The sequence below is a fragment of the Streptomyces sp. 8N706 genome, assembly GCF_052245415.1.
In the GTDB taxonomy this organism is placed as follows: domain Bacteria; phylum Actinomycetota; class Actinomycetes; order Streptomycetales; family Streptomycetaceae; genus Streptomyces.
The window spans coordinates 1-18,321 of sequence record NZ_JBQQBW010000125.1; the positions used below are offsets into that span (position 1 = coordinate 1).

Below are 18,321 nucleotides of genomic sequence, written 5' to 3' on the forward strand. Positions count from 1 at the left end.
GTCCTGGGCCGGCATCGCCGGCATCCTCGCCACCTTCGACACCGAACTCACCGACCTCCACCCACCCGAACTCGTCCACGCATGCCGCCGCCTCACACACCGATGGGCCACTATTGCCGACACCGAGAACCTCGGCCCTTCTCATACATGACCAGTTGTGACAGTTCTGCGAACTACCGGATCGGTGTCGAAGATCCGCAGGTCACGATTCGCATAACGCCTCCCAAAAGTAACCCTGGTTTTGGGAGAGTTCGGCGAGGTTTGGGCGGCATGCAACTCGGACCGGCCGAGGCCGCGGCCGCGGTCGAACGCCAACCCTGCCCGCAGTGCGGCGTGCCCGCCGGCAGCGCCTGCCGCACCCGCGCCGGGAAGACCGCCGCGCCAGCAGTGGCAGGTTTCTCCCGTATCCCGGCGGTCCACCCCCTGGAGACGGTGAGGTTCGCCGATGGCACCGAGGCACAGCCCCTGATCGAGGCGCTGGAGATTCTGCGGGAGTTGAACGCCACCGGCGCCCGCAACACCTCCGGACAAGGCGCCGACGCTGTTCGTGCCGACCCGGTGGCAGGGCTACCTCCGGACGACCAGCGCGAGCTCACCGAGGACGAGCTGAATGACCTTCTCAGTGGCGACAAGCGGGACGCGGGATGGGACTCGGACGGCGACTACGAGTGGGTCCGGTGAACGTGCCAGGCGCTCCGAGTAGGGCGTCGCGCTTCCCGATCGGGTGCCTTCCATGGGCGGTGTGACTGCGTGAGGGCCATTGCTGCTTGGGCTGCGGTCGGCGTTCAGGGAGAGGGGAAGTCGTCTCGGTCCAGGGCATAGACGGTGCAGGGGCGGTCGAGGACGGTGTCTTCGCGTAGGGGCGTGAATCCGAGGCGCTGGGCGACGGCAGATGAGGCAGTGTTCCCGTGGTGGATCATGGCGGTGATCTGTTTGAGCCCCAGCGGGCCGAAGCCCCACGTGAGAACGGCTTGGGCTGCTTCCGTGGCGTAGCCCCTGCCCCAGTGCGTGCGGGCGAAGGTCCAGCCGATCTCAGTCTCGCCGAACTGCTCCCACCAGTTCAGGCCGCAGCGTCCGATCGCCTCGCCGGTGCCTCTCAGTTCGACGGCGCACAGTCCGTGGCCCCGCTGGGTCCACTGTTGGTGGACGTCGCGCAGGCGCGCGGCGGCTTGCTGGTGGGTGTAGCTGCCGACGAACCGGTTGACCTCGTTGTCAGCGTGGAGGTGCACCCACCAGTCGGTGTCGGTGTCGGTGAGCGGGCGCAGTCGGAGGCGTTTCGTGGTGATCACTGTCGTTCAGTCCTTGCTGTACACGGGGTGTCAGTGACTGTGCGCTACTTGGTCGGCAACGGCTGAGCCTGTGCCGCGGGCATCTTGTCTGTCCCGCGTCGGTGGATGACGGCGTGTGCCGCCTCCGCCGCCACGATGGCGAGCGCGATGAACACCGCGCCGACGGCGCCGAGCCAGTGGGCGCCGAACCATGCCATCCCGGCCTGCCCGACCAGGGGCGCAGCCGAGACACCAACGTAGCCCGTGGCCGAGGCGAGGCCGGTGAGTAGGGGTGTCGCCGTCGGCATGGCGGTAATCAGGCGATGGGTCTGAGGTGCCAGAAGTCCCCATCCGCAGAGGCCCCATACGAGGAGTGCCGCGACGGTGGAGGGCAGGTGTGCGCTCGTCCAGGGCAGCAGCGCGAAGTTGACCGCGGCCACGGTGATCGCGGTATTGATGATGCGGCGACCGCCGAAGCGGTCGATCAGACCGCCCGAGGCGAGTGTTCCGACGGTGGCGGCCAGGCCCCACACGAACAGCAGGGCGGCGAGGGTGGTGCCGCTGCCGCCGGTGGCCCGGTCGAGGCTTTCGCCAATGAAGGAGTAGACGGTGTACAGGCCGGTGTAGACGAGGAGGGTGGTCAGCAGGGTCAGGCCGATGCGACGGTCGGCCAGCGGGGCGAGGCGCGTGCGCAGCGGGACCGCCGGGGGTGTGGGGATTGCGGGCAGGAGCAGGGCGATACCCACGGCGGCCAGCGTTCCGAGCGCGGAGACGAACAACATGGTGGCGCGCCAGTTGCCGGTGAGGCTGCCGATCGCCGTGCCGATGGGTGCACCGAGTGCGGTCGCGGCGCTGAGGCCGGTCATGACGGTGGCGATGGCGCGGCCGCGACGCTCCGGTGGTGCGAGCGCGGCAGCTGCGGCGACGGCGGCGGGGGTGACCATGGCGCCGCCGAGCCCGGCGAGCGCCCGCGAGCCCAGGGCCACGCCGAAGACGGGGACGAAGGCTGTCACGAGGTTGCCCGCGGTGAAGATCGCAAACCCGGAGAGAAACAGCGTGCGGCGCGGCCAGCGTGTGGTGAGCGCCGCCATGACGGGACCGAGGACGGCGTAGGTGAAGGCGTAGGCGGTGAGCAGCCAGCCGGCGGTGCCAACGGGGACGTCGAGGGAGTCCGCTGCGTCCGGCAGGATGCCGGCGATGACGAAGCTGTCGGTGCCTATGGCGAACATTCCGGCGGCGAGGACGGCAAGTGATGGGTACACGACGGAGGGACCTCCGGGACGTTGGGTGTAACAGAAATGGTTACGACAATGCTCCGAAGAGAGGCCGGTCCATGTGGACCAGCCGGGTGGGGCTGCAGTGCAGGATCCAGGCTTCAGGCGACCGTCTCCCTCAGTACGTCGGCGACGGTGACCGCAGCCAATTCAGACTTCATCGACTCCTCCGCGCGGCGGTACGCCTCCCGCAGCACGGGCGGGATTCCCCGCCCGACGGGGCACTCCTGGTTGGGAGTTGCGGGGTGCGGCGCGATGAGCGGATCGGGCTCAACGGCCAGGTAGACGTCCCTCAGCGTGATCGACTCCGGGGCGCGAGCCAGCCTCCAGCCCGCACCTTGGCCGCGCCGCGACACGACCAGACCCGCGTCGCGCAGACTGCCGAGGGTGCGTCGGATGACGACGGGATTGGTATTGACACTGGCGGCGATCTGATCGGACGTCACGATGCCGTCGGATCGCTGGGGGCAGACCAGCGCCATCCAGGTCAGCGCGTGCGTGGCCACGGTCATGCGACTGCTCGCGCTCATGCAACCTCCCGTTACCCGAAGCGGCCGATGCCGCCCGTGTCGAAACTGATTCTGTTACGACAAGGCTGCGCGTGTCCAGACCTGTCCGCAGTGTGACGCCCCGACCTCTGCGGACCACCGCAGCGACCGCCGTACTGGACAGCAAAAAAGCTGAAACACCCTCATGAAACAGTCCGGGGCCGTGAGCGACGACTTGGAGTGGATGCCGCGCCTTTGGCACTGACGGACGTGGACCTGTCCGAGTGTCGGTTCGGCGGTGCGGTGCACTTGGACCAGCTCCGCCTGGACGGCCGCATCACCTTCGCCCGCCAGCCGGCTGGCACCGCCGCGGGTCGGTACCGCCTAGGTGGTCCAGACGACGCACTCTGGCCGAGGAACACCACTGGCGCGCCGCCGCAGAACAGCCCGCCTCCGACCAGCAGTCTGACGCGCGCGCGTGGCGACCTGGGCCGCACCATCCGGACGCGGCGCGCACCCCGCGACCAGCTCGCATTCGCCATAGTAGAAGTCGGCCGTTGGGCGTGTTCATTGCAGGTTCTCCAGCCAGCATCCCGAGCCACAAGGCCAAGGGTGAAGGCGGCAACCGGCCAGGATCCATGCGTGTTACGCGCCGCCACCAGGCCGCAGACGCGCCCAACACACCATGTTGCGCAGGCGCGTTGGGCGACATCCTGCCGATTGTGCGACATCCCGTGAGTTCTCCTGAGCCCAGCTGAGTCCCCAACCTTGCGGCCAGCGGATTCTTCCTCTCCCCAGTGCCTCTTCGCGGTCTGACATGACTTCAGGATTCCTGAAGCGTTCTCACTGTGTCTGACAGGTCGACGGTCAGGGTGAAGGTGAGGGGTTCGGGGGGTAGCCCCTGGGCTGGGTGGTTTCGGGGCTGCTGGTCGTGCTTGCTGGCGGTGTTGTGTCAGGCGCCTGCCGGGTTGAGGGTGGTGACGTCGTGGCCGAGGTCGCTGTAGCGGGCCCGGAGGTTGTCGCGCACAAAACTCGGCTGACATGGTAATGATCAGATCTAGCGAGGCTCGATGATGCGCCATGTCTGCGCTTCGTTATCGAAGGCGCAGACGCTCATGACCACCGAGCGGCCGTCTTGCGTGATGCACCTATCGTTGTAAGCACTCTTGAGGAGCGGGGTGCCACCACCGGCAGGGAACGTCACGTACCACCGCTGCTGCCAGTTGTCCTCGTCGCACGACTGGAGAGCCAGCTTGTCTTGTCCTAACGTCAGGCATTTCCTGGTCGCGACCTGCCGCATTGCGGTGATCGGTGCGGGGCCCGCCGCGCCGTTACTGCTCGGCACCTGAGCCGGAGGCTGGTCGCCCGCTACAGCCGCAGGGGATCATGACGGCGAGCCGCTGTCTCACAAAGGGGAGGAACCCGCCGATGTCCCGCAAGTCTCCGGCTCGCAAGCTGATGCCGGGCCCCGAACGCGACAAGCGCCTCGATCCGGGCGCTCGCCGAGAGATGTCGCCCCACTGGCGTGCATCGCCTTGTTTGTAGGTTTGGCGTTCAAGCGCGCCTCATGTCCGCCATGGGTCACAACCGTACATCAGGGCGCTGACGACGTCTTCAGTGAACGCGTGGTCGGTCCGGTGCACGACCGACACGTCCAAGTCGCCGCCAGTGCGCCTCGGGCGTACGAGCCGAAAACCTACGGATTGCATTTTCACAAACACCTCTCAGGGAGAGGTGATGTCGGCGACCACGGGGTTCGACGGGATTCGCATGATGTCCGCTGCTTCCGCCTCCACGGTGCAATGCGGCTGGCCGCTCCCGCACAGCACTGTGCCCATCTGAGGCACCGTGGCGTCGAAGACCACGGTGACGTCCGGCGCGTCGCAGATGGGGCCGACCCCGCCGCGTTCCATGTTCAGCTTCTGCAGGGCCGCCTCGTCGGCGGATTTCAGGGCCGAGCGCGGCATTCCTAGGACGGACGCGAGCCGGCCATAGCGGATCCGAGTTGGGCCCGGGATGACCGCCAGCACAAGGCGGTCGGGGCCGACGGTGAATGCCACCGTCTTCAGCGAGTTCTGGATGTTCTCCTCTGTGAACCCGGTGCGGGTCCGGATGTCCGCGCCGGTGCGGATCTCCACGTGCTGATGCACGTTGAAGGCCACCCCGGCAGCGGCGAGCAGCGCGGCAGCGGGTGGGAGCGAAGCCGGTGTGTTCTCCATGCCTCTCCAATCGCAACTGGTCAAGATTCAAGCCTGGTTGTAGCGGCCATGCGGCCATGCCTTCTGCGTATGGCCGCATGGGCCAGGAGCAGGGCGGCCAAGAAGGGGAGCCCTGCGAGGGGTGCCAGCTCGAAGGGGGCGACAAAGGCCATCGTGGCCATTACTGAAAGTATCAACGCGATCGCAATCAGCGGCACGGCGGGGCCGCCGCGCAGCCGAATCGGCGAGCGCTCGCGGTCGGTCCGCTGGCGCCGGAAAGCCAGGTGCGTGGCGAAGATGATCGCCCAGGTCGCAAGCGCGCTGAACAACGAAATTCCCACCAGAATCTCGAAGACGCGGGCGGGCGCGAGTACGGAGAGCACATCGAGAGCTGCCGTGCGGTGAGACGCGCCGAGGCAGGGCGTCTCTTGCCTGATCACGTGGTGCGGGCGGGGCTGTCGTCAGTTCCCGCTCTGTCATGGTCGTCCTCGTCTGTCGGTGCCCCGGAGGGGGCCAGCACTGGTGTCTGAGTCCGGTTGCCTCGCATACCCGACGCGATGGCGGCCGCCGCGGCCAGAGCGATCCCGCCGAACACGAGCCAAGCCGCGTCTCGCATGCCCTGCCACAGGGCGACTCCGATCACGGGGCCGATTGCGGTACCCACACCGAACATGGCTTGTGATGCGCCGAGGTATCTGCCGACGAGCTCGGCGGAGCCTGCCTGCGCGGGGTACGCGACCATCGTTGGAGAGCCGACGACCTCGCCGAGCGACCAGACCGCCGTGGCCAGTGCAAAGCCCACGACCCCCAACGGAAGGGAATAAGCGGTCAGCCCAGCGGCTACCAGCACCACGCCGCACGCCGCGCCCAACCGCCGTGGCCAGTGCTGCACTTTTCTGGTGACAGCGAGCTCGCACGTGATCACTATGAATCCGTTGATCGCGACCATGAAGCCGTACACCATGGTGGGCCAGCCGGCGTCGTGGACGGCCAACGGAAGGAGGGAGACGTACTGGATGTAGACCGCCGAGTAGGCGAGCATGCCTACGAGGAAGCCCAGGTACCGGATGTCGCGCAGCACGGTCAGGTATCCACGATGTGTACCCGGGGCGCGGGAAGTCCGAGCCGCGCGCGGTGGGTCGGGGGGTAAGGACCGCTGGCAGATGACGGCACACATCAGCGCTGCAATAGCCTCACCCCAGAACAACACCTGGTAGGACAACGCTGCCAGCAGGGCTCCGAGCAGCGGGGCGGCCGTTGTTCCCAGGTTCTGGGCCATGCGGTACAGAGCGAAAGCCATCACGTGCCGCTGCTCCGGCACCCCCGCGCTCACCAGCTGAGCGGACACAGGCCGGTAGATCTGGCTGGTGGCGCCGAGCGCGGTCACGATGATGAGCAGGACGGGGAGCGATGTCACCGCCGGAACGCCAGCGGTGAGCATGGCCGTTGACGCCATTGACCCGGTGAGTGCCCGGCGGGCTCCGATGTGGTCCACCAGCCAGCTGCCGAGCAGGATGCCGACGATCGCGCCGGCACCGTTCGCGCCAAGCGCGATACCGGCCTGCCCGGCGTCGTACCCGTCATGTACCAGGTACAGCACCAGGAATGCCTGGAGAAAGCCGCCGAGCCGGTTCACGAACACCCCGGCGATCACGGCTTTGACCGCCCGTGGCGCCGCTCGCCACGTAGCGGCTGCGCCGGTCGCCGCGGTCTGGTCCGCAGTCATGGGTCGCCTGCCCACGGCTCAACTGCCCGGTACGAGACTCACGGCACGCTCGGCCGCGCCCAGCGCCTCGGCGCACTGCTCGGGGGTGTCGCCGGTTACGATCACCAGAGCGTAGCGGCAGGTCACGTGTGCGGCAGGCGGCAGCAGCAGTTCCTGTCCCGGAGCAGCGAGGATCTCCACGAGTTCCACGGTTGCGGGCAGGCGCGAGCGGTCGACCTGTACGGAGCCGACGACGGTGTCCTGTTCGGGATAGAGGAAGCGGATCGCCGCCGCTCCTTGGGGCCTGAGCGGGATGGCCGGCCGTTCCCCGAGTGCGAGTGACGCGGCGGCGAGGGCGGCGTCCACCCCGGTCACCAGCCGCCCGAGGTAGGGGATGAGGTCACCGCCGCTGCGGGCGTTGATCTCCACCAGCCGTGGCCCGCGGGCGGTGAGCCGCCACTCGGTGTGCGTCCAGCCGTGAGAGAGACCGAGAGCGGCGTGTGCCGCATGGAGCGCCCGCGATAGCTCAGCGTCCCGCAGCAGGGGGTCGGCGGCGTCGACGGTATGGCCGACCTCCTCGAAGTGCGGCGGGAATCCCAGGTGCTTGCGGGCCATAAAGACCGGTGTGACCTCGCCTTCCCAGCACAGACTGTCCACACTGATCTCTGGCCCGTCGAGGTATTCCTCGACCACAACCGGATCCGGGAAGCGCTCGCGCACCTCTGGCATGGATCGCGTGGCCACCGACTCGAACACCGCGGTCAGGTGCTCGGGGTCGGTGACCAGTGTGGTTCCGTTGCTGCCGACCAGTGCCCGGGGCTTGAGCACCACCGGGTAGCCGATCGTCGCCGCGGCTCGCAGCGCCTCGCGGGTGTCGCGTGCGGCGACAGCGTGTACGGGCGTGGCGCCGTGGCGTTGCAGCGCGTTCCTCGTGGCCAGTTTGTCACGGCAAGTCGCTACCACGGTGGGGGACATGGTGGGCAGACCCAGGTTCTCGGCGAGCAGTGCGGACGGCTGAATGCGGGTCTCGTCCCAGCACAGGATGCCACTGATGGGGATGCCGCGCTCCGCTACGTCGTGGGCGGCCCTGAGCATGGCCTGGTGGTCGAGCGTGTCGACGACCGTGTGCCCGCAGATCAGCGACTGCTCCCAGGTCGGCTCTTCCTCTTTGAACACCCAGATCCGGTGTTCCTTGGCCACGGCCTGCAGCATGTAGCCGCGGGTGAGTGCCGCCATCGGACTCACCAGGATCAGCAGCGGCCGACCGGCTGCGTCTGATCCGGTTCGACTTGATCGGAGCATGTTCAGCACGCCCCTGACGGGCGGGGGCGCGTCACCGGCGAGACGCCGGCACCGACGGGATCACGCTCGATGGGTGAGAAGTCGTAGCGGTCCAGTGGGTCGTGCTTGAGGTCGGTGATCGACAGGTTGGTGGAACGGATGCGCGCGCGTACTCTTTCGCTGGCGAGCTTAATGGCGATGCTGTCGGCGAACGGGGCTCCCCGGTCGGTCACCGAGATGTCAGTGCCGCTGACGTCCAACAGCCCGTTGTCCACAAAGGGGCGCAACTCGGCGGCGAACTGCTCGGCGGGGTCAACGCCGTACCGCTGGCGGAACTCCTCGCGATGCACCCCACTGGACCGCAGGGCGAACATCATGGTGCGACGCATCCGCTCCTCGAGGCTGAGACGGGCGCCGCGCCACACCGGCGGACGCCCGCTCTCGATCGCGCTCATGTAGGCACTGACAGTGCACTCGTTGTAGTACTGCGTGTGGCCGACGTAGCCGAATCCGGAGACGCCGAAGGGCAGGAGGTTGATGTCCTCGATCGAGTCGTACTTGTTCTCCTGCTGGCGCGAGTGGTGCTGGTCCTGCGCGTAGTAGAACAGTGGGCCGCGGCGGAAGCCGATTTCTTTCATGATCGCCTCAGTGGCGAAGTGCATGAGCAACCGATCCCGATTGCCCGGGAATATCTCCGGGTTCTTCCGGTAGTGCGCGGAGATGGGGTCGGCCTGCTTGAACATCAGGGGAAAGATGTTGAACTTCCTCACCCCTGCCGAGACCAGGGTGCGGATGGTCGTGTACCAGTTCTGCAAGTTCTGGTAGGGCAGGCCGAAGATGAGGTCGACTGAGAGGTTGTCCACCCCGCGCTCGGACAGCATCCCCAACAGACGGTGCACCTCCGCTGCGGTGTGGCCGCGGTTGAGCTTGCCGAGGACCTGGTCCTCCATTGCCTGCACTCCGAATACCCAGCGGTTCACCCCGGACTCCGCGATGGCGTCGAGCCGGTCTTTGTAGTCCGGCGCGTCGATGACACTGGGATGGAGCTCGAACGTCATCTCCGTCGTGGCGGTGACCCCGACCGCGGCGCGCAGGCTACGGGACACTTCGGTGATCTGGTCGGCGTTCAGGTACGAGGGGGTGCCGCCACCGAAGTAGACGGTGGCTGCGGACGGGTGGCCGGCCAGATCGCCCACTAGGGCAAGATCCTCGCGCAGCGCGCGAACGTAGCGTGCGACGCGCTGGTCCTCCGGCAGGATCTCCTTCGCGAAATGACAGAAAGTGCAGCGCTGTTCGCAGAACGGAATGTGCAGATACATGTTGCACATGTCCGTGGCCCGCGGCAGGAAATCCAGGGGATCCACGGAGTCCATGGCCTTGAGCGGGGGATACGTGCCGATCAAGTAGTAGTTCTCGATGGATTGCATGATTCCCAGTTCCGATAATGCATCCAACGGGAGGCTCGCGAGCGCGGACTGGGCCTCACCGGCGACCTGCCGAAAGCTGGGAAACGAAGAGAGCGCGTCCATTCTTCCACCCCTTGAGGTTGATCCGCGGCCCACGCTACGAGCTCTCCCGCACCGGCGAGTATCCGTCTGGTGACCCGGGGGATCAGCGGGTGCCCGCGCGGTGTCAGCTCGGTGTCTGTGCGGTGGCCGAATCGCTCTGTCACACCAAGTGGCGCTGATTACCATGGCGTTCAGGCATCCCAGCCGTGTGTCAACAGGAGTTCGTACTGCGGAGCGGAGAGGAACCTTGCCTTGAGATTCAGCATCTTGGGTCCCGTCGCCGCCTGGGACGACGACGGGACCGAGGTGAAGCTGGCGGGATGGCGACCGCGCTCCTTGCTGGCAAGGCTGCTGTTGGATCCACGAGAGGTCGTGTCGGCCCAGGACCTGGTGGAGGCGTTCTACGGCACGGAGTTACCCGACAGCGTCGGCAGCACGCCGAAGACCGCCGCCAAGCTGCTGCGGCAGGCGCTCGGCAAGCAGAGAGACCTCATCGAGACCTTCCCCGGTGGCTACCGGATCGCCGCCGCCTCCGAAGACATCGACGCTCATTGCTTCCGCGCTCTCACCGAGCAGGCCGCGCGGCAGGAGGCCCGGGAGGCATCACGAACCTTGGCGGAGGCACTGGACCTGTGGCGCGGGCCGGCCCTGGCCGGACTGAGCAGCGACGTGTTCCGTGCCGCCGCGTCGCGGTGGGAGGAGATGCGGCTGGTCGCGATCGAGCGAAAGATCACCGCGGATCTGGATCTCGGTCGCCACCACGATCTGGTCGGCGAGTTGAGCCAGCTCACGAAGGAGCACCCCCAACGTGAGGCGCTACGTGGCCTGTTGATGAAGGCGCTGTTCCGGTCCGGCCGCACGAGCGAGGCACTGGAGGTCTACGCGACGTACGACAAGCAGGTCCGGTCCGAGCTCGGAATCGAACCGTCGCCGCAGCTGCGCCAACTTCACCTGCACATCCTCCACATGGACCTGGAGCCACCGGAATCAGCTTCGGACGGGCCGGTCACCTCCGCGGCAGTTGACTCCGCTCCGGTCCCGGCAGCCGGTCCGGCCAGGGCCCCGGCCAACCTACCGGCCCGCCCCCACGGGATGATCGGCCGCGCCGAGCAGCTGGCTCTCATACGGGGCGCGTTGACTGCGGACGCTGAGGGATACCTGCCGATCGCGGTCCTCAGCGGTCCGGGCGGCTACGGCAAGACCACCCTGGCCACCGAGGCCGCCCATCGCATGAGAGGCGACTATCCAGACGGCCAGCTGTACGCCCACCTCTCCGGCTCGCAGCTGCGACCGGCGAGCGCGGGGGACGTCCTCGCTCGATTCCTCACCTTCCTCGGCATATCCGGGATCCCGGCGACGGTTGGCGCCAAGGCCGAGGTGTTCCGTGCGGCCGTTGCCGGCAAGAGGCTGCTCATCGTGCTCGACGACGCCGCCACCACGGCACAGGTGATGCCCCTGCTTCCCGGGGAGCCGGGCTGCGCGGTGATCGTAACGAGCCGCAACCCGATACCCGGCCTCGGAGGTGAGCACATCGTGCTCGGCCCGCTGGGCCAGGACGAGGCCAGCGAGTTGATCAGGAACCGGGTCGGCGTCGACCGCAACGGCACACGCGGTGTGCTCAAGCGGTTGATCAAGCTGTGCGGAGGCATGCCCTTGGCACTGGACCTGGCTTGCGCCAGACTCGCCACCCACCCCCACTGGGATTTGCCCTACCTTGTCGACCGGCTTGCGGACATCGACCAGCGACTTTCGGTGCTCAACGTTGACGGCCGCGACGTCCGCACCTGCTTCGAACTTGGCTATCAACTCCTCTCCCCGGGTGCCCAGGCCCTCATGAGGGCGATCGGCAATCTCGGCGTCGGGGAAATCAGCGCTTGGACCGCGGCTGCGCTTGCGGACAGCACCGTCGGTGAGGTCACCCCACTGCTGGACGAACTTGCCGCAGCCCACCTGCTGACCGTCACTGGGACTGTCCCCTACGTCCACTGCCGACTCCATGACCTGGTCTTGGCCTATGCGCGCGAGCGGGCGATGACCGATGGCGATCCAGCCGAGCTCCGCGTCGAGCTGAACCGCGCCTTCGGCGCCCAGTTGGCCCTGACCGACGCTGCCTACGCCGCGATGCACGGGCCCCAAGAGCGCGCCTTGATCGGCGGCACTGCCCGGTGGACGCCGGCGGACGCACCGCCACGGATCACGGGCTCGGCCACCGAGTGGTTCGCGGCCCGCCTATCGCACATCTCCCAGATGGTGCAACGGGCAGCCGAGGCTGGCCTGTACGAAGCCTGTTGGGAACTCGCGGTCGCACCGCAGACAGCTCTGGAAGCTGGTGGCTACTTCGACCTATGGCACACCACGCACGCACGCGCCCTCGCCGCGGTGAGCATCAGCTATGGCGAGGCCGCGCTGCTGCACTCGCTGGGCTATCGCGCGCTGGTCCTCCGCAACTACCGCGAAGCCGAAACCCACCTGGGCCGGTCGGCGGAGATCTTCAGCCGCCTCGGCGACACCGAAGGGCAGGCCGCCATCATGGTTCTGATCAGCGACGCCTGCCGGATACAGGGTGATCCGACGGCCGCTCGGGCGGCCTGTGAGCGCGGCTTCGCCCTGCGACCGGCTAATAGGCGCACCCGTGCCAACCTGTGGCTGAATCTCGGCCGGGCACAGACACATCTTGATGAGCTCGCGCAGGCCAAGGAGTCGCTGCGCCGCTCGCTCACGATCTACGAGCAGAGCGATGACCGGCGGGGACAGGCCGAAGCCCACTGCGACCTAGCGCGGATCTTCGTCCGCGAGGCCGACCTTGGTGCCGCCGCCTCCGCCTTCGGCTCGGCGTTCCAGCTGGCCCAAGCCGTTGGCGACACTCTCGGCATGGCATACATCCTGACGGATCTGGGCGAAGCCCACGCTCGTCTCGGTACTGCCGAGAACGCGTATCCGCTGCTGAACGAGGCGGCGAAACTCGCCCAGCAGGCCAACAACGCATATGTCCAGAACCGCGCCCGGCAGACCCTCGCCGAGCTCGTCCCGCGCGAGCGCACCGACACCGCTCACGCGGCGCTCGCCCCCCGTCCCGACAGTGAAGCTCGGCCATCTTGAAGTGGCTGGTCAGTGGGGTGGCGTGACCTCGTTTGGGGGTGCTCGTGCTGGTCGTGGGCGGCAGTCTGGGGTGTAGATCGTCTGGCGGGAGTGGGTTTGTGGATTCCCGTCCGTCGTCGCGGGTGCCGCTCCTACGCTTCGGCGCATGATGGATCCCGAGGTGTTGGAGCGGATCGCCGCGCGGCGTGCGGAGCTGGACGGACTCGAAGAGCAGCTGGTCAAGCAGCTGTCGGAGGTACGGGCTGAGCGCGATGAGCTGGCCGTGGCCGAGCGGGTGTGGCAGCGGATGAGCGAGCAGCTCGCCGACGAGCGCACGGAGGCCGGGTCGCCGGTGGTCCAGGTGGCGGGTCGGGCGGTGCGGCTGGTCCCGGACCGTGGGCAGGGGGTGGCTGAGTCCGTGCTGCCGGCGGAGTACCAGCGCATCCTGACCGCGGTGCGGCAGGCCGCCGGCCCGCTCTCCACCCGGCAGATCGGCGAGGTGCTGGGCTTGGACACCGGGTCCGGGGCAAGCTGGAGCCGTTGCGCGGGAAGCTTACGAAGCTGGCCGACCGCGGCTGGCTGCACAAACGACCCGACGGGAACACCACCCGCCCCGTGACCGGTCCGCGCGGCGATCGGGGCGTAACCGAGGTGCCCCCGGCGGCTGTTGGAATTGTATGACGAAAACCAAGGGTGCGCCGTGAAGCGCGAGTTGTTCGAGTGGCGGTGAAAGGACGCCACCGCCGCCCTGTCGCAGCAGGGCGGTTGAAGCTGAGGGCAGCCCGACCCGGGAGGTGCCGGGAAGGGTGGCAAGCGGCCCTGACAAAGCCGGGACGTATCAGCACTGCCAGATGGTGCGGGTCCGGCAAGCGAGACGGAAAGGAGTACGCGAGGAACCGGCGTTGACGCCTCCTTACTCGTCACCAGCTCGAACCTGGCGGATCTGGGCTGGATGCGGTGCGTCCCTGTCTTGCTTTGGGGGCGGGGAACTTCCCGGGCAGTTGCTATGTGTCGTCTGGGGAGGCCACGACGAAGTGCTGCGGGGTAGTCGTGGCGATGCCGCGGGGGTATAGCCGGGCTCCTACTCCGTCGATCGAACGACACGTGAACACGGGAACCGTTCCGGTCCTGACCTGGGACAACGCCTCCCAGCGCGGTCGCAGGCTGGGCCCACCGTCGGCCGATCGGGCCGGGACGGGGCGGAGCCGCCGTAGTACTCCGAGCCGGGGAGAGCCCGGTACATGGGGAAGGGCGGCAGCGGAATCGAGAAGGGAAGGAGGCTGCAATGCCGAAAGACGCGCCGCTGAACAGCGGTGCACCAGAGGCTCCGATGGGGTCTCACCATCGGGTATCGGGGATGCAGGCCAAACTTCACCGTTGGGCGGCGGCCGACGACGGCCGCAGGTTCGACGATTTGTTCAACCTCGTGTGCGACCCGGCGACGCTACTGGTGGCGTTCGAACGGGTCGCGGGAAACAAAGGGGCCAAAACGCCCGGGGCCGACGGCGTCACCGCCGTCAACGTCGAGCGCAGGATTGGCTCCTACGGGTTCCTGGAGGACCTTCGCCATGTACTGAAATCGGGTGAGTTCCGCCCGCTGCCGGTACGCGAGCGCAAGATCCCCAAACCGGGCGGCTCGGGCAAGGTCAGAAGCCTAGGCATTCCGACCATCACCGACCGCGTGGTCCAGGCAGCCCTCAAGCTGGTGCTGGAGCCGACTTCGAGGCCGACTTCAAGCCGGTCTCCTACGGCTTCCGGCCCCTGCGGCGGGCACATGACGCGATCGCCGAGATCCACTTCTCTGGCACCCACGGCTACCGCTGGGTCCTGGACGCGGACATCGAGGCGTGCTTCGACTCGATCGATCACACGGTTCTGATGGACCGGGTGCGAGCGCGAGTCAAGGACAAGCGCGTGCTGCGGCTGGTCAAGGCGTTCCTCAAGGCCGGCGTCCTTACCGAGGACAACAACCGCGAGGACACCCTTACCGGCACCCCGCAAGGCGGCATCCTCTCCCCGCTCCTGGCGAACATCGCCCTGTCGGTGCTTGACGAGCACCTGACCAGGCCGTGGGAGCCGGGCGGGGAGATGGCCACCGGCAACCTGCGCAGGCGTCGCCGTGCTGCCGGACATCCGAACTGGCGCATCGTCCGCTACGCGGACGATTTCGTGGTTCTGGTCGACGGCGAGCGCGACGACGTCGAGGCGTTGCGCGAGGACATCTCCGACGTGCTGCAACCGCTGGGTCTTCGTCTCTCCGAGGCAAAGACGCAGGTGGTGCACATGTCGGAAGGGTTCGACTTCCTGGGGTTCCGCATCCAGTGGCGCCGCAAGCGAGGAAGGGACAAGTGGTACGTCTACACCTTCATCGCTGACCGGCCCATCCGGCAGCTGAAGGACAAGATCCGTGCCCTGACGAACAGAACGTCGCAGCAGAACCCCAGGGACGTACTGATCAGGCTCAACCAGATCATGCGCGGCTGGGCCAACTACTTCAAGCACGCAGTCTGCAAAGCCACCTTGAGTTCCCTGGCCAACTTCACGTGGCATCGGGTGATCAGCTGGTGGATGGCACTGCACCGCTGGAAGTGGAAGGACATCCGCCGACGCCTCACCGACCACAACGGGCGGTGGCAAAGGCCCTCGGCAGATGGGATTGAACTGTTCGACCTCCAGGCGGTGACGGTCACTCGCTACCGCTACAGAGGCAACACGATCCCCAATCCCTGGACACGTCTCAACCACGCCTGAACGGCAGAGTCCGTGGAGAGCCCGGTACTCGGAGACGGGTACGCCGGGTTCGGCGAGCGGCACGGAGAAACGGACCGGTGGCAACACCGGCACCGCGCTCCGTGCCGACTCAACAGCACGCCGGGGACACCGTGTCCCTGGTCTACCAGTGCCGCCTGCCGCTGTCCACGCGCACCCTGCACTACCTCTCCGACCTGCTGCGACGCCATCTGAAAGCGATACGGTCGAGGTGGCGGGCGCTGCCGCCCGGGAGCATCGCGGTGATCGTCTTGGCTGTGCTGCGGCACGATCAGCGCATGGCCGACATGGCCGGCGGCAACGACATCTCCGCCACCACCATCCGGCGCTGGCGCGACGAGCTGATCCACCTGCTGGCCGCGAAGGCCCCTCGCCTGGACCGCGCCCTGAAGAAGATCGCCCGGCGGGGCTGCGAGGTCGTCCTGATCGACGGCACCCTCATCCCCACCCAGCGCCGTACCGGAGAGGCGAACTGCCCGAACTACTCCGGCAAGCATCGCCGCCACGGCCTGCACGTCCTCGCGCTGACCGACGAGCGGGGCCGTCTGGTGTGGATATCGGCCGCCCGGCCCGGCCGCACCCACGACATCACCGCCGCCCGCCGCGACCGCATCCTGGCCCACCTGCGTGCTGCCGGCCTCGGCGCCCTGGCCGACCTGGGCTTTATCGGCCTGGACGACGACGGGGACGATCCCGTGGTCGTCACCGGCTTCAAGGCCCCCGCGCCCGCAGGCTCGCATCCGCCGAGAGTTGTTATGAACCGCAGGTCGGCGGTGTCGAGAATCGACGTCGGCGAACGTCCGCTGTCGCGGATCTACCTTGCGGGTGGTGTCCGGGGCAGGAGCCCGAGGCCTTGTCCTGCCACTCGCAGGAGCTGGTTGATCAGTTAGGAGGCCCTTCACCGAGAATTCGACCACGGATTTCCAGCGGCAGTTCCTCCCAACTGATCTCCTCCTCCGTCAGGATTGGCAGTCCTGCCATTCTCCGAGCCTCATTGGTGATTCGCTCGGCCTCCTGGTGAGCTGAGCGGCGGGCCTCCGCCACCACCCGCTCGGCCTCCTGGTGGGCTGCGTTTCTGAGCTCCTCCGCCTCAGCGGAAGCCCGGTCGGAAGCCCGGTCGATCAACTCGACGGCGGCGCGGCGGGTCTCCACCAACCTCAGCTCGGCCTCCTGGTGGGCTGCGTTTCTGAGCCTCTCCGCCTCAGCGGAAGCCTTGGCGACCACCTCGGCGGCGGTGTGTTCGGCCTGGGACCGCACCCGCTCGGCCTCGGCTTTGGCCTCTGTCAGATCCCGGCTCAATTCCTCAAGCTTGGCCTTGTGGCTTGCCAGCAACAGCTCTGTCTCTGCTCTTCGTGCCTCGCACCACTCGTCGGCGTCGACCCGCGCTTGCTCGAGGATTCGTTCTGCCTCCTCGCGGGCCTTGGTGCGAATGGTCTCCGCTTCCTTGTGGGTCTGGTCGAGGGTGTTCTGCACGGTGGTGCGCAGGCGCGCCTGACGCTGCTGGAGTTTGACCTCCTGCCATCGGCTTCGCCATGGGTTGACGAGTTCGGACGAGCCCGGTAAGTGACGGGCGCGTCATCGGGGAGAGGGCGTGGGTTGCTGACGACCCGGACGAACTCCAGAAGCGCGTCCAGGGAGGGGAGCCGTTTGCCGGACAGTGCCTCGTTGATGCCGGCCTTGGTCAGTTTGGGATGGGCCGAGGCTTTGACCAGCGTGGCGTAGGACGGTGCGCCAAAGGCGATATGCAGGCGGTTCAGCTCGGTGGTGTAGTTGAGCAGTGCCTCGTTGTACGCCGTGGTGGCGGCTGCGTCCTCCGGATCCACTTCTGGGCTGCTGAGCGTCACCGGATCCCCCTTGCTGTGATATCGCCACGCTAGAGGGGGCAGGTTTTGAACGTCCACAGATTGCGCCGAACGTTCCTGAACGGCTGGGTTGTTCAAGGCCGGGAGCCTTCCGTACGGCGGCGGACCTGCGAAGTTCGGGTGCATGCGGGGTCGTACGGATCACTGGGGTTCCGAGCGGCCGGGGCGGTCTGCTTGGTGCCATGACGGACATCGACACCACCTCGCAGATCCCAGACCCCGACCTGCTCCGCCACGCCGACGCACCGGTGCCGCCCGCGGATGGCAGCGCCGCCCGGCACCGGGCCCTCGACCTCATCGCCCTCGTCGCCCTGCTGGGCCTGTGCGCGGGGGTCTACCTCGTGGTCGGGGACGCTGGCTTCTCCGTGATCATCGGCGCGGTTGCCGGGCTGTTCGGCGCCTGGCGCATGCGCCATTGACGCGACACGCTTCTGGTTCCCGGTAAGGCAACTTACCGGGAACCAGCAGGGCCGGGCGACCCGGCGGGTGGCCGGGCCCTCTTCATGGAACTGGGTGATCACCTGCCGTAGCGGATGGCCTCCTGGAGCTCAAGCAGCGGCTGGCTGGTACCGCGCACGTCCTCACCGACCGACAAAAGCGCATGGGTCAGCGCGAGCATGGCATTGATGCTGGCCCGCTGGCCGGGATCGGTGACGGCGGCCAAGTCAGTCTCTGCCACATGTGCGTGGTGCCGGGCGGTGCGGTGGTCGTCAGCCACGATTCCTCCTCATCCTCACCTCGACGGTACGGCGGGGCACTGACAGCTGCTCGAAGCTCCGACCGGTGGAGAGGGCTGCGGAGGGGTCGGCAAGAAGGGGACGGTCCCGGCGCACGTGTCGGCGGAGCTGCCGTCGCTTCCTACGTTCGATGCTCACACGACCGTGGAGGGT

The 18,321-nt window shown here is 67.4% G+C and carries 18 protein-coding genes; 7 read left to right on the forward strand and 11 right to left on the reverse strand.

The features are described from left to right. Positions 1–270 precede the first annotated feature (270 nt). Positions 271–681 (forward strand): zinc finger domain-containing protein, encoded by a 411-nt coding sequence (locus tag ACTWQE_RS29595; RefSeq protein WP_443332152.1) that lies wholly within the window; start codon positions 271–273, stop codon positions 679–681. 104 nt (positions 682–785) lie between these two features. Here ACTWQE_RS29595 and ACTWQE_RS29600 read toward each other — a convergent pair whose 3' ends face one another. The 9 genes from ACTWQE_RS29600 to ACTWQE_RS29640 form a co-directional block, all read right to left on the reverse strand. Then, the gene (locus tag ACTWQE_RS29600) at positions 786–1,289 is read right to left on the reverse strand and encodes a GNAT family N-acetyltransferase (RefSeq protein ID WP_443332153.1); all 504 of its coding nucleotides are present in this window, start codon (positions 1,287–1,289) and stop codon (positions 786–788) included. Positions 1,290–1,333: 44 nt separating this feature from the next. Beyond that, positions 1,334–2,530, reverse strand: a complete 1,197-nt coding sequence (locus tag ACTWQE_RS29605) for an MFS transporter (protein ID WP_443332154.1) — start codon at positions 2,528–2,530, stop codon at positions 1,334–1,336. Between the two features lie 113 nt (positions 2,531–2,643). Beyond that, positions 2,644–3,072, reverse strand: coding sequence for an Rrf2 family transcriptional regulator (locus ACTWQE_RS29610; RefSeq protein WP_443332155.1), 429 nt, complete (start codon positions 3,070–3,072; stop codon positions 2,644–2,646). 1,015 nt (positions 3,073–4,087) lie between these two features. Next, positions 4,088–4,330 carry a ricin-type beta-trefoil lectin domain protein gene (locus ACTWQE_RS29615; protein ID WP_443332168.1) on the reverse strand — a complete coding sequence of 81 codons (243 nt, stop codon included), beginning with the start codon at positions 4,328–4,330 and terminating at the stop codon, positions 4,088–4,090. A 424-nt stretch (positions 4,331–4,754) separates the two neighbouring features. Further along, positions 4,755–5,249, reverse strand: a complete 495-nt coding sequence (locus ACTWQE_RS29620; RefSeq protein ID WP_443332156.1) for an aminoacyl-tRNA deacylase — start codon at positions 5,247–5,249, stop codon at positions 4,755–4,757. A 20-nt stretch (positions 5,250–5,269) separates the two neighbouring features. Then, entirely contained in the window at positions 5,270–5,611 is a 342-nt protein-coding gene (locus ACTWQE_RS29625) for a hypothetical protein (RefSeq protein ID WP_443332157.1), read from the reverse strand. A gap of 53 nt (positions 5,612–5,664) precedes the next feature. Continuing rightward, positions 5,665–6,882, reverse strand: coding sequence for an MFS transporter (locus ACTWQE_RS29630; RefSeq protein WP_443332158.1), 1,218 nt, complete (start codon positions 6,880–6,882; stop codon positions 5,665–5,667). Positions 6,883–6,972: 90 nt separating this feature from the next. Then, complete coding sequence (locus ACTWQE_RS29635) at positions 6,973–8,169, reverse strand: ATP-grasp domain-containing protein (RefSeq protein ID WP_443332159.1); 1,197 nt, start codon at positions 8,167–8,169, stop codon at positions 6,973–6,975. A gap of 68 nt (positions 8,170–8,237) precedes the next feature. Beyond that, positions 8,238–9,743 (reverse strand): coproporphyrinogen-III oxidase family protein, encoded by a 1,506-nt coding sequence (locus ACTWQE_RS29640; protein ID WP_443332160.1) that lies wholly within the window; start codon positions 9,741–9,743, stop codon positions 8,238–8,240. 231 nt (positions 9,744–9,974) lie between these two features. On the opposite strand from ACTWQE_RS29640, the gene ACTWQE_RS29645 reads away from it, so the two are divergent. The 5 genes from ACTWQE_RS29645 to ACTWQE_RS29665 all read left to right on the forward strand — a co-directional run bounded on the left by ACTWQE_RS29645 (position 9,975) and on the right by ACTWQE_RS29665 (position 16,459). After that, the gene (locus ACTWQE_RS29645) at positions 9,975–12,821 is read left to right on the forward strand and encodes a BTAD domain-containing putative transcriptional regulator (protein WP_443332161.1); all 2,847 of its coding nucleotides are present in this window, start codon (positions 9,975–9,977) and stop codon (positions 12,819–12,821) included. Positions 12,822–12,966: 145 nt separating this feature from the next. Beyond that, positions 12,967–13,419 carry a hypothetical protein gene (locus ACTWQE_RS29650; RefSeq protein WP_443332162.1) on the forward strand — a complete coding sequence of 151 codons (453 nt, stop codon included), beginning with the start codon at positions 12,967–12,969 and terminating at the stop codon, positions 13,417–13,419. Positions 13,420–14,085: 666 nt separating this feature from the next. Then, positions 14,086–14,679: a hypothetical protein gene (locus tag ACTWQE_RS29655; RefSeq protein WP_443332163.1), complete on the forward strand. Its 594-nt coding sequence runs from the start codon at positions 14,086–14,088 to the stop codon at positions 14,677–14,679. Beyond that, positions 14,583–15,551, forward strand: coding sequence for a reverse transcriptase domain-containing protein (locus tag ACTWQE_RS29660; RefSeq protein ID WP_443332169.1), 969 nt, complete (start codon positions 14,583–14,585; stop codon positions 15,549–15,551). The genes ACTWQE_RS29655 and ACTWQE_RS29660 overlap by 97 nt, the downstream gene beginning before the upstream one ends. Before the next feature lie 77 nt (positions 15,552–15,628). Then, a complete protein-coding gene (locus ACTWQE_RS29665) occupies positions 15,629–16,459 on the forward strand; it encodes a transposase family protein (RefSeq protein ID WP_443332164.1) in 831 nt (276 codons plus the stop codon). On the opposite strand, the gene ACTWQE_RS29670 is transcribed toward ACTWQE_RS29665, so the two are convergent. Then, the gene (locus tag ACTWQE_RS29670) at positions 16,452–17,042 is read right to left on the reverse strand and encodes a hypothetical protein (protein WP_443332165.1); all 591 of its coding nucleotides are present in this window, start codon (positions 17,040–17,042) and stop codon (positions 16,452–16,454) included. The two genes, ACTWQE_RS29665 and ACTWQE_RS29670, sit on opposite strands and share 8 nt — an antisense overlap. 571 nt (positions 17,043–17,613) lie before the next feature. Between ACTWQE_RS29670 and ACTWQE_RS29675 the strand changes: the two genes are divergently transcribed. Further along, positions 17,614–17,850, forward strand: a complete 237-nt coding sequence (locus tag ACTWQE_RS29675; RefSeq protein WP_443332166.1) for a hypothetical protein — start codon at positions 17,614–17,616, stop codon at positions 17,848–17,850. Between the two features lie 98 nt (positions 17,851–17,948). On the opposite strand, the gene ACTWQE_RS29680 is transcribed toward ACTWQE_RS29675, so the two are convergent. After that, entirely contained in the window at positions 17,949–18,149 is a 201-nt protein-coding gene (locus tag ACTWQE_RS29680; RefSeq protein WP_443332167.1) for a hypothetical protein, read from the reverse strand. Between the last annotated feature and the right edge of the window lie 172 nt (positions 18,150–18,321).